We start from the raw sequence: 14,521 nt of genomic DNA, 5'->3' as shown, positions 1-14,521 counted from the left end.
CTGGAAGCATGACCGAGTCCGTTCCCCGCCGCGCCAGCCTCGAAGTGCTGCGTGCAGAGGCATCGGACGAACTCGCCGTGTTGATTCAGGAGCGACTCCTGGGGGGAGAGGACCCCTGGGAGTTCATGGAGGAGCTGCCGAGCGTCGATGAGCTCGTCGTCTACCTGCTGCGCGCCGACAACATCGCCGCCAACGACGGAGTGCGTCCGAGCGCCGCTCGACACTACCGTGTGCTGCGGCAGATCGCCCTCGAGTACCCCGAGCTGACGCCGGCGGTCTGGGGGCTGCTGGACGAGAAGCAACGCCACCGTCGCTGGGACCCGACGGTCGCCGACGCCTCCTGACATCGGTGGATCGGATGCTCGTCGCCTACGACCCGTCGTGGCCCGAGCGCTTCGAGCTGCTCGCCGCGGAGATCCGCACGCATGGTGATGAGGCATGGACAGTGGAGCACATCGGTTCCACGGCCGTGCCCGGACTGCGCGCCAAGCCCATCATCGATCTCGCGGTGCGGATCGCTTCCGTCGCCGACCTCGAGCGTCACCGGCCGGCTCTCGAGGCGAGAGGGTGGCAGATCGGCAGCGGCGTGCGATCGCATCCCGTCATGATCCTGACGGCCGGCGAGCGTCGCGTCGCGATCGCGCACTTCTTCACCGCGGCGGACTGGGAGACCGTGAACCAGCGGATCCTGCGCGACTGGTTGCTCGGGCATCCCGACGATGTCGTGCTCTATGAGCAGGCGAAGGAGTCGGCCGTGGTGTCGGCTCAGGAGGGCACCACCGCGTACAACGAGGCCAAGACGGCGGTGATCCAGGAGATCGTCGATCGCGCACGGGCGGCGCGCGGTCTTGCATCCGTTCCGGTGTCGGACAAGGCCTGAGCCCGGGTCACGCGCCGCGGCGTCCCGATCTGCGGACCTTGACCCGATCTGCGGGCAGATCCGGCGGAAACGTCCGCAGAACGGGACCGGCTCCGCAGATCGGGACGGGGGACGGGGCAGGGGGCGGGGGATGCAGAAAGGGCCGCCACCCGGAAGGGTAGCGGCCCTGTGAAAGCCTGATCAGCCGATGAAAGCGGCGAGGTCCTGCTCGAGGGCCGGCTTCGGCTTGGCACCGATGATGGTCGTCTTGACCTCACCGCCCTGGAACACCTTCATCGCCGGGATCGACGTGATCTGGTACTGCATCGCCAGCTGCGGGTTCTCGTCCACGTTCAGCTTGAGGATGGTGATCTTGTCGGGGTTGTCCGCCTGGATCTGGTCCAGAACGGGGGCGACCATACGACACGGTCCGCACCACTCGGCCCAGAAGTCCACGAGGACGGGACCTTCGGCCTGCAGAACGTCCTGCTCCCAGGTCGCCTGGCTCGTAGCCTTTGCACTCATCAGAGTTCTCCTTGATTCGAGGTTCGCCTGCTACAACAGCAGCCGAGGTGAAACTGTTCCCGACCGCTCAGGCGGTGATGATCTCTGCGGCCTCTGCCGCCGGGAACTCGACCGAGGCGTCATCGAAATCCGCCAGGAAGTGCTCCGCGTCGAGGGCCGCGACCGTGCCGGAACCGGCAGCGGTGATCGCCTGACGGTAGGTGGGGTCGATCACGTCGCCCGCGGCGAAGACACCGGGGACCGAGGTCTTCGCCGAGCGGCCGTCGACCCAGATCGTTCCCTCGGCCGTCAGGTCGAGCTTGTCGTGCACGAGGTGCGTGCGCGGGTCGTTGCCGATCGCGATGAAGAGGCCGTCGAGGGCGAGATCGCGCACGGTGCCGTCGACCGTGGACGTCAGCTGCACTCCCGTGACCGAGTCGCCACCGAGGATCTCGGCGACCTCACTGTTCCACACGAACTCGATCTTCTCGTTCGCGAAGGCACGCTCCTGCATGATCTTCGACGCGCGCAGCGAGTCCTTGCGGTGGATGACGTAGACCTTGTCGGCGAAGCGCGTGAGGAAGGTCGCCTCCTCCATCGCTGAGTCGCCCCCGCCGACGACGGCGATCGTCTTCTCGCGGAAGAAGAAGCCGTCGCAGGTGGCGCACCACGAGACGCCGTAGCCCGAGAGGCGCTCTTCGCCCTCGATGCCGAGCTTGCGGTAGGCGGAGCCCGTCGCGTAGATCAGCGCACGGGTCTCGTGCACCGCGCCGCTTCCGAGCTTCACGGTCTTGACGGGGCCGGCGAGGTCGAGCTCGGTGACATCGTCGTAGACGACCTCGGTGCCGAACTTCTCAGCCTGCTCCTGGAACTTCGCCATGAGCTCGGGACCCTGGATCCCCTCGGGGAATCCGGGGTAGTTCTCGACCTCGGTGGTGTTCATCAGCTCTCCGCCGACCTCGACGGAGCTGGCGATGAGCAGCGGCTTGAGGTTCGCGCGCGCCGCGTAGATGGCGGCGGTGAATCCGGCGGGGCCGGAGCCGATGATGATGACCTGACGCATGTGCTCTCCGTGATCGGGGTGACGCCGAGAATCCCTGCGGCGTTCGAGTGCTTCAACCAATGGTAACCGCGGGGAATTCCCGCGCGAGGGGCGTCATCGGCCCGGCAGGAATCGGCGCAGCATGGATCCTGCGGCCTTCAGCTCGGGTGCCCGCATCAGAGCGAGGATCCCGACGTAGACGACGACGACCGCGGCGCCGATGATGCAGGTTCCGAGGGCTCCCTGGAGCTTGTCGGCGGTCGTCCAGCCGTCCGCTCCGCCGAGGAGCAGGAACACGCCCCATCCCGCGACACCGGCCGGGACGGCGGCGACGGCGAAGCGGAGCACTGCGGACATCCACGTGCCGATCTGCAGCCCGCCGATCTTGCGGTGCAGCAGCCAGACGGCGACGACGGTCTGGATGGTGCTGGCGATCGACTGACCGAGTGCGATCGTGGCGGCGAGGGAGGTGATCCCGATGACGTCGGCGGTGAGCAGCCACTGCGCCACGAGTGCGCTGATGACCACGAGCCCGCACTGGAAGAGCGTGAACCAGAACGGCGTGCGGGTGTCGCCGTAGGCGTAGAAGGTGCGCTGCACGATGAACAGGATCGTCAGCGGCACCAGGCACACGAGGAAGCACACGAGCACGAGCGCGGCCTCGGAGGCGTCGGATGCCGCATTCGTGAACACCCGGGACGCGGGGATCGCGGCTGCGGCGACCGCGGCGACGGCGACGGCGATGAAGAAGAGCAGAGTGCGGATGCTCTGCGCGATGTCGGCGCGCACCTCGTCGTCGCGGCCTGCGGCGGCGTGCTCGCTGATCTGCGTGAAGTACGGGGTGCCGATCGACAGCACGATGATCGAGTACGGGAGCATGAAGATCAGCCAGGCGTACTGGAACGTGGCGACCGATGCGGCCTTCCCCGCGGCATCCGTGAGGATCTGCGTCTGCACGAGGCCGGCGATGAGGCTCGAGAGCGCCATGAGGAAGGTCCAGCCGGCGAGCCTGCCGACATTGCCCAGGCCCACACCGCGCCAGCGGAAATCGGGACGCAGCGAGAGACCGGTGCGTCGCCAGAAGACCAGGAGGATCGCCGCTTGGATCAGGATGCCGAGCGTCGCGGTGCCGCCGAGTGCGGCGATCATCTCAGGAGTCCAGTCGGACACGCGGGTGAGCGGTCCGCCGAACAGCGCCCCGATGATCAGGAAGCCGATGATCGAGACGATGTTGTTGACGACGGGTGCCCACGTGAACGGGCCGAAGATGCGGCGGGCGTTCAATGCCTCGCCGAGCAGCGCGTAGAGCCCGTAGAAGAGGATCTGCGGCATGCACCAGTAGGCGAAGGCGGTGCCGAGGGCGAGGAACTCGGGAGAGACGTTGTCGCCCGCGTACAGGCTCACGAGCCAGGGGGAGGCGATGGTCGCCACGCCCGTGATGACCACGAGCACGACGGTGCCGAGGGTGAAGAGCTTGGAGATGAACGCGTTGCCGCCGTCGGCATCGGCCGTCGCCTTGACGATCTGCGGGATGATGACCGCGGTGAGCACGCCCACCGAGATCAGCGAGAACACGTTGTTGGGCAGCTGGTTCGCGATCGCGAACGCATCGGCCGCACCGGCACCGACGGAGCCGATCACGCCGACGAGCACGATGGTGCGCAGCAGACCCGTCACACGGGAGATGAGCGTTCCTGCGCCGATGACTGCGCTGGCGCGCCCGAGACTACTCATTCGGCTCCTTGTGCGGGGCGACGGGGGCCTCGGCATCCTGCTCGCCGGCGGCTTCGGCTTCGGCGTCAGTGACCTCCGCCGCTTCGCGACGCTTGCGCGTCACGGTGCGGATGATGCCGAGGCCGAGCAGCAGCACGATGAGGCCGCCGAACACCACGAGACCGATCGTCTCCCATTCGGCACGCACGGCGACGCGCACGGTCTCGGGCTGGCTGATCGGCACACCGGTCGGACTGGAGAGCTCGAGTCTCAGACTCACCTCGCCGCTGCCGACACGGGCCGAGACCGGCACCTTGACGCGTGCGGTGGTGCCCGCCTGCACGGTCCAGGGGGTCACGGGCTCGACGTCGAGGCGCGCATCGCTCGGATACACCGACAGGCGGATGTTCACCGGCCACGGCAGGTCGTTCCGCACCGAGAACGGGAGGTCGGCGTTGGCCGAGAGCAGCTGGATCGTGCTCGCGGGAGGGATGTCGACCGCGTCGAGGGTGTCCTGAGTGGCCTCGTGCACCGAGGCGACCGCAGTGGCGAAGGCGTTGTCGCTGAGGCCGACGCCGGTCGCCCGCAGGATCTGCATGCGCGTGGGGCTGAGCAGCAGCTGCGGGTCGTCGAGGATCGTCGCGAACTGCGTGAGCGTGGGCTCGCTGTCGAGCATCGTGCGCAGCGACGCGGCGCGGGCCTCGTCGGCGTCGCTCGTGAGGGTCGCGGGGGCGGCCGGCGACACCTCCAGGGCCCCGAGGCCGAAGCCGAGCGAGTCCACGGCCGTGATGCTCTCTCGGAGAGCCTCGTCCGATCGGGTCTCGTCGCGGTCGAGCGCCACGAGCAGGGGAGCGAATGCGTTCGCGTGACCCGACAGATAGAGATGAGCGTTCGCCTCGGCGAGAGAGCTCTGACGCGCAGCCTGATCGTCTTCTCCGGCCGCATCCGACAGCGCCTCGGAGGCCGCGGCATCGGAGACGAGCACGTCACGGCCGTCGATCGTCGCCCGAGCGCCGGCCGTGGCCTCGACGGACGTCGACGAGAGCACGGTCGTCGAGGGGCCGTCGACGTAGGTCGAGAACGTGGCGAGATTCTCGATGGAGACGTCACTGCGCGGCCACAGGATGCCCGGTGCCGCCTTCTCGATCGTGGTGAGCTGCTCGTCGGTGGGCAGCACCGGTCCGTCGGTCGGCGTCGGCGTCGGGCTCGCCGTCGCATCCGGTCCGCCGGGGCCGGCAGGAGCCGACGTGAAGTCGGCCGGGTTGAGGAAGGGGGCGAGGCTCGTGGGCTGCAGGAGATCCGGCATCCCCGCCTGCGCCTGCGCCTGCGCATCTGCATCGCCGAACTGCAGGGCGAACCGCTCGTTGGGGAGCTCGTCGAGCTGCAGGAGCCACTCACGTGCGGTCTCGGGGGCGGAAGAGCCGAGCACCCTGATCGCCGCCGGGATCGCGGGATCGATCGCCAGGACGGCTGCGGTGCCCGCGACGCCCTCCAGAACCGCCGTGAGGTCTCCGTCGGTGCCCGTGAGCGTGGCGAGCTCATCGGCGGTGAGCAGCGCGCCGCTCTCGGGCGTCGCGGTGATCGGCACCATGACGGCCACCGGAGAGGCGGCGACGTCGGTGACGATGAGCACGGAGGTCGAGGTGACGGCATCCGCACCGTCGGACTGCGCACCGCTCAGACTCGCGCGCAGCGGGTAGACGCCGGGACCCAGGTCGGCCAGTGCCTCGGGAGGGATGAACAGGCTCGACGTCACGGTGCCCTCGGGGTCGACGGGAGCTGTGGTGTCGGCGCCGATCTCGTCGAAGGATCCGGAGGCCTCGTCATCGGAGAGCCAGGAGTCGACGGCGGCATCGTCGGCGAGGGGAGTGCGGCTGACCTCGAGCACGATCCGACCCGATGACAGCCTGGTCGTGGAGTCGTTCTGGACCGTCAGAGACGCCGTGGTCGCGCTGCCGGGGGCGACGGTGCCGTGCACACCCGCGGCGACATGCAGGACGACCGCGGCCTCATCGTCGGACTCCGTGGCGCCGACGGCGCTCGACGAGACGGCGAGTCCGCAGGAGGAGAGGGCGATCGCGAGGACGACGGAACCGCGTGCCAGGCGATGCAGGCGCGCGCGGAGGCCGTAGTCGGGGGTGGTCGCGGTCATGGAAGTCTTCCTCGAACGCCGGATGTCCAGGCTGCTCGTGAGTGCTGACCTTGTGATTCTAGGCGTGCGGCCGCGGGAGAACCCTGAAGGCGCGTAGAGTGACGGCCGTGTCCGACACCCCCGCGCCCGTCCCCGACCCGATCCTGAGCACCGCGCTCGCCGCCGATCTCGACGCTGCGGACTTCCGCTCCGAGTCCTTGCGACGACTCTGGGGCGACGAGGCAGACGATGCGCTGGCCCGGGGCCTGCGGGAGCCGATCCTGCGTGCGATCGCGGAAGACCAGGGCACCCTCGCGACTCTCGGGCGACTGCTGGTGCTCGGGATGCGGCAACCTGCGGATGCCGTGGCGGCGGCGCTCCCGCGTCTCGGAGTACCGGGTCTGGTCGCTCTGGGGCTCGCCCGCCTCGAGGGCGATGCCGTCGTGCCCGTGGCACTGCTGCGCCCGCAGTCGTTCGTCGACGCCGAGGGCATCGGTGAGTGGTGGATCGCCAGCGACCTCGACGAGGTCGCCCTCGACGGGGCGCTTCCCGCCGACCACGTGCTCGGAGTCGGAGGCGCCTCGCGCACGCTCGCCGAGATCATCATGCCGATCGAGGTCGACCGTGCGCTCGACCTCGGCACCGGATGCGGCATCCAAGCGCTGCTCGTGGCCCGGCATGCTGGAGCGGTCGTCGCGACGGACATCTCCGCTCGTGCCCTCGCCTATGCCGAACTCAACGCGCAGATCAACGCCGTCTCGAACATCGACTTCCGGCTGGGCAGCATGTTCGAGCCCGTCGCCGGTGAGGCGTTCGACCTGATCGTCTCGAACCCGCCCTTCGTCATCACCCCGCGGGTCGAGGGCGTACCCGAGTACGAGTACCGCGACGGGGGACTCGTCGGCGATGCTCTCGTCGAGCAGTTCCTGCGCTCGGCACCCGACTTCCTCACCCCGGGCGGTGCCGCGCAGCTGCTCGGCAACTGGGAGTCCCGCGGCGGACAGGCGGCGCTCGAGGGCAGGGCGGGCCTCGATCGCCTCTCCTCCTGGGTTCCCGCGGACTTCGACCTGTGGGTCGTGCAGCGCGAGGAGCTCTCGCCCCTCGGATACGCCGAGCTCTGGATCCGCGACGGCGGCACCACCCCGCGGGATGCCGCGTTCACGCCCCTGCTCACCGCCTGGCTCGACGATTTCGACGCGCGAGGGGTCAGCGCCGTCGGCTTCGGGTACATCCTCGTGCGGCGACCGCCGGAGGCATCCGCATCCGCTCCGGCTCTGCGCCGTGTCGAGCGACTGACGCAGCCCGTGTCGAACGTCGGCGGAGCGCTGCGCGCGGGCCTCGCCGCGCATGACGCGCTCGCCGGGGGCCTCCCGACGACTCTCATCACCTCGGCCGACGTCACCGAAGCTCGACACCTCCTTCCCGGCAACGACGACCCGAGCATCATCGAACTGCGTCAGGGCGGCGGCTTCGCCCGCACGATCTCGGTCGATCCCGCGCTCGCCGCGTTCGTCGGAGCCTGCGACGGCGAGCTGACCGTGATGCAGATCGCGGCGGCCCTCGCCGACCTGTTCGAGGTGCCGTTCGCCGAGCTGTGGGCGAGCCTCGAGCCGCGCATCCGTCAGCTCGTGATCGACGGTCTGCTGCACGCGGCGGAATAGCCTGCGGCATCCATGCGTTCGAATACATCATGAAGGCTTTCGGATTCCTGTCGTTCGGTCACTACGCCGACGTCCACGGCTCGGCGACCCGCACTGCCGGCGACATGCTGAAGCAGACCATCGAGATCGCCGAGGGCGCCGACGAGCTCGGCGTGAACGGCGCGTACGTGCGCGTGCACCACTGGGCGCGCCAGGCGGCCTCTCCCATGCCCCTGCTGTCGGCGATGGCGGCGCGCACGACGCGCATCGAGGTCGGCACCGGTGTGATCGACATGCGCTACGAGAACCCGTTCCAGTTCGCGGAGGAGGCGGCGGCTCTCGACCTGATCGCCGACGGCCGCATCGCGCTCGGCGTGAGCCGTGGGTCACCCGAGACCGCCCTGCGCGGATACGAGACCTTCGGCTTCCATGACGAGGAGGACCCCGAGCGCGGCGGTGTGATCGCCCGCGAGAAGTTCGATCTCTTCCTGCGAGCGATCGACGGCGAGGGCATCGCCCCCGGCGACCCGCGGATGGTCGGTGCCGGACGCTACCTCGCCATCGAGCCCCAGTCGCCGACCCTGCGCGACCACATCTGGTGGGGTTCGGGATCGCGTTCGACCGCGGAGGAGACCGGACGCAAGGGGCTCAACATGATGAGTTCCACGCTGCTCACCGAGGCCACCGGCGTGCCCTTTCACCAGCTGCAGCGCGAGCAGATCGACCTCTACCGGGCGGCCTACAAAGAGGCCGGACACACGGGCACTCCGCGGGTCTCGGTCAGCCGCAGCGTCTTCCCGCTGGTCTCGGACATGGACCGCGCCTACTTCGGTCTGCGCAGCGAGGAGAACGGCGACCAGGTCGGCATCATCGACGGGTTCCGCTCGACCTTCGGCAAGACGTACGCCGCCGAGCCCGACGTGCTCGTCAGGCAGCTGCTCGCCGATGAGGCGGTGATGGCGGCCGACACGCTGATGCTGACGATCCCGAATCAGCTCGGACCGGAGTACAACCTGCACGTGCTCGAGTCCTTTGCGAAGTACGTCGCCCCCGAGCTCGGGTGGAAGCCGAACACCGAAGGCCCCGTGCAGGGCGACGCGGTCTGACGGTCAGCGGCCGACTGCTCGCAGCGCACCGACTCGGTCACCGGACCGCAGTGCCGCGATCTTCTCGACGAGCGGCATGTGCTGGGCGGAGACGCCGAACGAGCGATGCAGCAGGGTGAACACGAACAGTGCGATGAACCCCGTGAGCAGCTTGTCGGTCGCCGAGGTCACGATGTTCGCGGAGAAGACCGAGGCGACGAAGGGAAGCTGCATGGCTTCGAGAGCGAGCATCGAGCGTTCCGACGCGTGACCCGCACCGCCCTGGAACACCATCACGACGATGGGGGCCGCCACGAGTGAGCAGGCGAGTGCGGTCAGGAGATTCAGCGACGTGAAACGCCCGAGGGATGCTCCTAAGCGGAACCGCCGGACGCCGTAGCCCCAGACCAGGGCGCCGACCATGTTGACGGGAGCGAACTCCCAGGTGTGAGGATCGCCGGTGACGAACCCGAGGCCGCTCGACGCGACCGCCACCACGACTCCGTGCCACGGGCCGAGTGCGAGAGCGGCGATCGCGGTGCCGATCATGTCGAGGTACACCGAGAGGTCGAAGATCGCGGTCACCGAGAGGCCGAGCAGGTTCACGACGATGCAGGCGCACAGGATGCCGACCAGGAGCGGCATCCTGACCCGTCTGCTCGCCCGGGGCACGGGCTGGGCGGCCGACGGCGGCTCGGGCACGGATTGCCCCGCTTCGCGTCGTCGCACAGTCACAGTCCTGTACCGCTGCACCCAGGCATCCGCGGCGGCGTCATCGGCTCCCAGCGCGACCACGATGTCGCGCAGCAGCTCGGGATCCATGCGAGAGCGGGCCGTGCGGAAGGCGTTGTAGACGGTCGACCGCGCCGGCGTCGCGGCGGCGGCGCGCACACCGCGCTGCAGACGGAGATCGCTGATGCGGCGCACGAGTTCGGCATACGACACCGGCCCGGAATTCTCGCGGAGGTCCTGGAGATCGAGGGCGATGCGGTCGAGGGAGTCGGGGTGCTCACCGACCGATGAGTCGTCCGTCGTCATCGGATCCCCCTTCCTGCGCCCCCGTGCTCCGGCGACCACTGCCCTCTGAGGTCAGGGATCGACGGGTTCAGGGTATCGAGGGCCTCGGGTGCTGTTCCAAGTTGTTCGAAAACCGTGATTCTGTGATGTGTCGATGCGATCGGAACGTCGGCACGTCGCATCCTCGAATCATGCTCAATTCGCCGATCTTCACGACGGAGCCGATGGCCACCCGCGCCCTCGCTGCGGAGGTCCGACACCACCACGGCGACCTCGTCCGTCTGCTCGAGGAGCGCCGTGGCGTAGCCTCCTTCGGCAATCTGGTCGGAGTGTCCTGCGAGGCCGCCGAGCACATCGACGTCGAACTCGAGTTCGATGCCGGCGACGGCGAGACGTGCCTGGTCGGTATCGAGGCGAAGTTCGACCACGAGCTCACGCGCGAGCAGATCAGGCGCGAAGCCGCCGCGATGGATCACCTCTTCGTGCTCGTCGCGCATGTCGGTGCAGTGCCGGCGTGGCTCGCCGCGGACTTCCCGAACGTCGGAGTGATCACCTGGGCGGAGACGCTGCGGTGCTTCCCCGACTCGCGCATAGCTCTGCAGGACATCGCCTCGATCCGACTGCTCAAGGTCGCCGTAGAGGCACGGCTCACTGCGCTGCGCTTCGACGGGCTCGAAGGGTGGAGCATCCGCACCGCTCGCGGTGGCAGCGGGATGCCCTCGCTGATCTTCCAGTCGCCGATGCTCGCCGATGCCCGTACGATTCGCGGCCAGCTCGAGGTCGCCGGGCGGCGGATGCCCGATCGCACGGAGGATGTCAGGTTCACGAGTCATTTCGGGATCTCGGTGCCGGAGGACGCGCAGAACTACTTCGATCCGGAGTCGTCGGATGTCGTTCCGGAGTGGATCGAGCATCTTCGGGTGCTGCAGCGAGAGGTGCTCAGCGGCGAGGAGGACCGCTATCGGATCAGCACCCGCGCACCCGGTGTGAGTACGCGAGAGCTGGGCAGGTGGAAGACGGCTCTCGCGGTGAAGCATCTGGGGAACGACGTGCACCTGGCGAAGGGATACACCGACGGGTGGGCCATCGGCCCCAAGACGCATGCGGTGCCGATCGGGGAACTGGACGAGCTCGCGTGGATCACCGCGGAGGTCTTCCGGCGCTGGTTCGAGGCCGAGCGGGCATGAGGCCGTCGGCTCGGCGCGGACGCCGTCGGTCGGGAGGGTGGGCGAGCGCGTGGCTCGGGGAATGCGCTCGCCGTACCGGGGGGCGAGTTCGGCGCACGGGGGCGCCGAACTCGCGGATCTGGGGGTGCTGAGCCTGTCGGAGTGGGAGGAACTTCGACAGGCTCAGGGGTTCTGGGAGACCGCGGCACCGTGTCACCGAGCCGCAGATCCGTCCTGGTCAGGGCAGCAATATGCCGATACTCTGACCGCATGCGTGTGCAGAAAACCGGAGTTCTGGCAGCAGTGATCGTCGCTTTCGCCGTGGTCGTGGGGGCGATCCCGGCCGCGGCGGCGACCACCACGGCATGGGCGAGCTGGCAGCCGCTCGCAGGCTCTGCCGGGTCGTTCACCTCGAGTGTGCAGGTCGCGGCGAACCCGGCGATCACCGCATCCGTGACGAGCGATTCCCGCGCCGGACAGGTGGGGCTCGTCTCGGGAGCCAGCACCTGGCTCGCCGAGGGCACGCCGGTCGGCGCGAAGTACGGCAGCAGCCGCGACCAGCAGTACATGAACCTGCGCCCGCGGGTCGACAACGCGACGAGCCCGTCGACCACCACGTACTCCTTCACCTCGCCGACCCCGACGTCGGGATGGACCTTCGTCCTCGGTGACATCGACGCCGATGCGGTGCGCATCGAAGCGATCGGTCCCGACGGGCAGGCCCTCACCGCCGAGCAGATCGGCTTCCGCGGCGGCTTCAACTACTGCGCGCCCGGCATCGCGGGCAAGCCCTCGTGCACTGGCAGCGCCGATGACATCCCGAGCTGGGATGCCGGCACGCTGACCCTCACCGGCAACGCCGAGGCCGCAGACACCAGTGGTTCGGCAGCCTGGTTCGAGCCTGCGGCGCCGATCAGCACGCTCTCCTTCGTGTTCACCCGGCGCGCGGGCTTCCCCGTCTACCAGACCTGGTTCGCCTCGATCGCGCGTGACATCACCGGATCGGTCGTCGATGAGGTGACCGGGCCGTTGGAGGGCGTCGAACTGACACTCGTCGACGCCAACGGCGATGTCGTCGGAACCACCACGACCGCAGCGGACGGCTCCTACGAGTTCCCCGGCTTCGTCGCCACAGACGGCTACACGGTGCGCGCGGCCACTCCCGCCGGCACAGTCCCGGTGGGCCCCGGTGCGATCGAGGTCGACCTCACCGAGGCCGATGGTGTGGCCGAGTTCGTCGTGCGCGACATCGTCGGCACCGAGGTGTCCGGTCGAGTGATCGACGACGAGGGTCAGCCCGTTCCCGACGTTCAGGTGTCCATCGACGGCGATCAGGAGACGACGACCGACGACGAGGGCGTCTACGTCTTCGACGAGGTGCCGGCCGGCGAGCACACGGTGGTGGTGACCCCTCCTCCCGGATACTCGACCGACCTTCCCGTCGCACCTGTCGTCGTTCCGGAGGACAGCGAGGAGCCGATCCAGGTCGACGACATCGTGCTCGTCGAGAACCCGACCCTGAGCGGCACTGTGGAATCGAACGGCGAGGGACTCCCGGGGGTCACCGTGACCGCGGAGACCTCGGACGTTCCGCCCGTCACCACGGTGACGGACGCCGACGGTGGTTTCACGTTCCCGCGTATCCCCGGGGGCGACTACACGATCTCCATCACCGTTCCCGACGGATACATCGCGACCGGCCCCACATCGATCGATCGGACCGTCGAGTCCGACGACGTGGTCGACATCGACTTCGACATCGCCCGACTCGGGTCGATCGACGGAAGCGTCGTCACCGACGGCGGCGTGCCCGTCGGCGGGGTCGTGATCACGATCGTGGGCCCCGACGGAAGCGTGCAGCTCACGACGGATGCCGAGGGCAACTACGGGCTCGGCGAACTGCCGCCGGGTGAGTACTCGATGACGATCACGGCCCCATCGGGAAGCACGGTCGTCGGCTCAGCCACGCGCACCGTGGTGATCACGGCAGCCGGCGAGGCCTTCATGGATCAGGACTTCACGCTGCAGGCAGCGGACGCGCCGACTCCCACGCCGAATCCGCCGGTGGACCCGACCGATCCGCCGGTCGCTCCCGTGACGCCCCCCGGCACCGGGAACGGCGCCCTGCCGGCGACCGGCCTCGGTCCCGAGACGGTGACGTGGGGTGCGGTCGGCGCCGGAGTGCTGGTGCTCGGAGCGGGTCTGTTCGCCTTCTCCCGCCGTCGCTCGAACAGTGCGACGCGAGACTCCGACGCCGAGTGAGCACAGGCCGCGTCAGCGCGGGTGGATGACGCGGAACCGCTCACAGATGATGGGCATGTCCGGGGCGAAGCCGCGCGGGCTCTCGGAGTACGTGCGCCAGTAGCGCTCGTGGCTCGTACGCCAGTAGTCGAGGGTGCGGTCGCCTTCGCCCTCGGAGTGGGCGTGCTCGGACGTGACCTGGTCGAACGGCACGATCGTGACGTCGGTGGTCTCGATCACGGCGCGGGGCGCACCCGAGCCGTCGAGGATGATGCTGAACTCTCCGAGGTACGGCTGGGGGTCGCCGGTGGCCTCGTAGTCCCACAGCGACGATGCGGTGCCGGTCTTGACACCGTCGATCACGAGAGCCAGCAGGGCATCGGCATGAGCGGGCGTCGCGCCGAAAGCCCAGGCGCCGGGCACAACCTCAGGAAGAGTGGGCACATCCGCGCGCACGCGCTCCCAGTATTCGGCGATGGCGGAGGGGTCGGTCATGCCCCCACCCTAGGACGCTGCGTCTCGGTATACTAAAAGTATGACTACGACGATCAAGGTGACCGATGAGCTCCGCGACCGTCTCAAGGCACAAGCGGGCCGCGACGGAGTCACTCTGGGCGCGCACCTCGAGCGTCTCGCAGACGCGGAGGATCGGCGACGACGGCTCGCGTCTCTGAAGGATGCGGTCGCGCGGACATCAGGCGCAGACGCAGAGAGCCACGCGGCTGAGACCGCGGAGTGGGAGCGAACCGAGCTCTCCGCCTCGTCGTGACCACGATCGAACCGGTCCCGGGATCGGTGGCGTGGGCCACGCTGGCGCCGATCCGAGGACGTGAGCAGGGCAGTCATCGCCCGATTCTCGTCGTGGCGTCTGCCGGCTACCTCGATGCGGTCACCACGCTCGTCATCGCCCTCCCGATCACGACCACCGACCGCGGCTGGCCCAACCACGTCCTCGTGGAGGGACCCAGCGGTCTGGATCGCCCCGCGTGGGTGATGACCGAGCAGCCACGCACGCTCACTCGGGAGCGCCTCACAGGAATCGCGGGCTCCGTCACTCCCGATTGTCTCGACGCCGTGCGAGCGTGGCTCGGCGACTTCCTCGATCTCTGACCCCCGCGGGAGG

At 68.8% G+C, this 14,521-nt stretch carries 14 protein-coding genes; 8 read left to right on the top strand and 6 right to left on the bottom strand.

From position 1 onward, the window contains the following. Positions 1-8 precede the first annotated feature (8 nt). Positions 9-344, top strand: a complete 336-nt coding sequence (locus tag IXW21_RS11360; RefSeq protein ID WP_194764371.1) for a tryptophan synthase subunit alpha — start codon at positions 9-11, stop codon at positions 342-344. A 14-nt stretch (positions 345-358) separates the two neighbouring features. Next, entirely contained in the window at positions 359-880 is a 522-nt protein-coding gene (locus IXW21_RS11355; protein ID WP_194764370.1) for a GrpB family protein, read from the top strand. A 180-nt stretch (positions 881-1,060) separates the two neighbouring features. Here the strand turns inward: IXW21_RS11355 and trxA are convergent, their stop codons facing one another. The 4 genes from trxA to IXW21_RS11335 all read right to left on the bottom strand — a co-directional run bounded on the left by trxA (position 1,061) and on the right by IXW21_RS11335 (position 6,270). Continuing rightward, a complete protein-coding gene (gene trxA / locus IXW21_RS11350) occupies positions 1,061-1,384 on the bottom strand; it encodes a thioredoxin (protein WP_194764369.1) in 324 nt (107 codons plus the stop codon). A 67-nt stretch (positions 1,385-1,451) separates the two neighbouring features. Then, the gene (trxB, locus tag IXW21_RS11345; protein ID WP_194764368.1) at positions 1,452-2,426 is read right to left on the bottom strand and encodes a thioredoxin-disulfide reductase; all 975 of its coding nucleotides are present in this window, start codon (positions 2,424-2,426) and stop codon (positions 1,452-1,454) included. Positions 2,427-2,519: 93 nt separating this feature from the next. Beyond that, complete coding sequence (gene murJ / locus IXW21_RS11340; protein ID WP_194764367.1) at positions 2,520-4,139, bottom strand: murein biosynthesis integral membrane protein MurJ; 1,620 nt, start codon at positions 4,137-4,139, stop codon at positions 2,520-2,522. After that, positions 4,132-6,270, bottom strand: coding sequence for a DUF6049 family protein (locus IXW21_RS11335; protein ID WP_194764366.1), 2,139 nt, complete (start codon positions 6,268-6,270; stop codon positions 4,132-4,134). Before IXW21_RS11335 ends, murJ begins: the two co-directional genes overlap by 8 nt. Before the next feature lie 98 nt (positions 6,271-6,368). Between IXW21_RS11335 and IXW21_RS11330 the strand changes: the two genes are divergently transcribed. After that, positions 6,369-7,910, top strand: a complete 1,542-nt coding sequence (locus IXW21_RS11330; protein ID WP_194764365.1) for a methyltransferase — start codon at positions 6,369-6,371, stop codon at positions 7,908-7,910. Positions 7,911-7,939: 29 nt separating this feature from the next. After that, positions 7,940-8,995, top strand: a complete 1,056-nt coding sequence (locus tag IXW21_RS11325) for an LLM class flavin-dependent oxidoreductase (RefSeq protein WP_194764364.1) — start codon at positions 7,940-7,942, stop codon at positions 8,993-8,995. A 3-nt stretch (positions 8,996-8,998) separates the two neighbouring features. Here IXW21_RS11325 and IXW21_RS11320 read toward each other — a convergent pair whose 3' ends face one another. Then, positions 8,999-10,012, bottom strand: a complete 1,014-nt coding sequence (locus IXW21_RS11320; RefSeq protein WP_194764363.1) for an ECF transporter S component — start codon at positions 10,010-10,012, stop codon at positions 8,999-9,001. A gap of 170 nt (positions 10,013-10,182) precedes the next feature. Between IXW21_RS11320 and IXW21_RS11315 the strand changes: the two genes are divergently transcribed. Next, positions 10,183-11,178, top strand: a complete 996-nt coding sequence (locus tag IXW21_RS11315) for a hypothetical protein (protein WP_194764362.1) — start codon at positions 10,183-10,185, stop codon at positions 11,176-11,178. Between the two features lie 249 nt (positions 11,179-11,427). Further along, positions 11,428-13,419, top strand: coding sequence for an MSCRAMM family protein (locus IXW21_RS11310; protein ID WP_194764361.1), 1,992 nt, complete (start codon positions 11,428-11,430; stop codon positions 13,417-13,419). A 12-nt stretch (positions 13,420-13,431) separates the two neighbouring features. Here the strand turns inward: IXW21_RS11310 and IXW21_RS11305 are convergent, their stop codons facing one another. Then, positions 13,432-13,893 carry an ASCH domain-containing protein gene (locus IXW21_RS11305; RefSeq protein WP_194764360.1) on the bottom strand — a complete coding sequence of 154 codons (462 nt, stop codon included), beginning with the start codon at positions 13,891-13,893 and terminating at the stop codon, positions 13,432-13,434. 40 nt (positions 13,894-13,933) lie between these two features. Here IXW21_RS11305 and IXW21_RS11300 point away from each other — a divergent pair, with 40 nt between their 5' ends. After that, positions 13,934-14,167 (top strand): toxin-antitoxin system protein, encoded by a 234-nt coding sequence (locus tag IXW21_RS11300; protein WP_194764359.1) that lies wholly within the window; start codon positions 13,934-13,936, stop codon positions 14,165-14,167. Further along, positions 14,164-14,508 carry a type II toxin-antitoxin system PemK/MazF family toxin gene (locus tag IXW21_RS11295; RefSeq protein ID WP_323742230.1) on the top strand — a complete coding sequence of 115 codons (345 nt, stop codon included), beginning with the start codon at positions 14,164-14,166 and terminating at the stop codon, positions 14,506-14,508. Before IXW21_RS11300 ends, IXW21_RS11295 begins: the two co-directional genes overlap by 4 nt. Positions 14,509-14,521 lie beyond the last annotated feature (13 nt).

The organism is Microbacterium sp. UFMG61 (assembly GCF_015354505.1).
In the GTDB taxonomy this organism is placed as follows: Bacteria; Actinomycetota; Actinomycetes; order Actinomycetales; family Microbacteriaceae; genus Microbacterium.
The sequence above is the reverse complement of the archived record's forward strand: the minus strand, read 5'-3'. Positions and strand labels throughout refer to the sequence as shown.

Excerpts from the sequence above, each read along its gene's own strand:
- IXW21_RS11360 (WP_194764371.1), top strand. The coding sequence starts at position 9 with ATGACCGAGTCCGTTCCCCGCCGCGCCAGCCTCGAAGTGCTGCGTGCA.
- IXW21_RS11355 (WP_194764370.1), top strand. The coding sequence starts at position 359 with ATGCTCGTCGCCTACGACCCGTCGTGGCCCGAGCGCTTCGAGCTGCTC.
- trxA (WP_194764369.1), bottom strand. The coding sequence starts at position 1,384 with ATGAGTGCAAAGGCTACGAGCCAGGCGACCTGGGAGCAGGACGTTCTG.
- trxB (WP_194764368.1), bottom strand. The coding sequence starts at position 2,426 with ATGCGTCAGGTCATCATCATCGGCTCCGGCCCCGCCGGATTCACCGCC.
- murJ (WP_194764367.1), bottom strand. The coding sequence starts at position 4,139 with ATGAGTAGTCTCGGGCGCGCCAGCGCAGTCATCGGCGCAGGAACGCTC.
- IXW21_RS11335 (WP_194764366.1), bottom strand. The coding sequence starts at position 6,270 with ATGACCGCGACCACCCCCGACTACGGCCTCCGCGCGCGCCTGCATCGC.
- IXW21_RS11325 (WP_194764364.1), top strand. The coding sequence starts at position 7,940 with ATGAAGGCTTTCGGATTCCTGTCGTTCGGTCACTACGCCGACGTCCAC.
- IXW21_RS11320 (WP_194764363.1), bottom strand. The coding sequence starts at position 10,012 with ATGACGACGGACGACTCATCGGTCGGTGAGCACCCCGACTCCCTCGAC.
- IXW21_RS11315 (WP_194764362.1), top strand. The coding sequence starts at position 10,183 with ATGCTCAATTCGCCGATCTTCACGACGGAGCCGATGGCCACCCGCGCC.
- IXW21_RS11310 (WP_194764361.1), top strand. The coding sequence starts at position 11,428 with ATGCGTGTGCAGAAAACCGGAGTTCTGGCAGCAGTGATCGTCGCTTTC.
- IXW21_RS11305 (WP_194764360.1), bottom strand. The coding sequence starts at position 13,893 with ATGACCGACCCCTCCGCCATCGCCGAATACTGGGAGCGCGTGCGCGCG.
- IXW21_RS11300 (WP_194764359.1), top strand. The coding sequence starts at position 13,934 with ATGACTACGACGATCAAGGTGACCGATGAGCTCCGCGACCGTCTCAAG.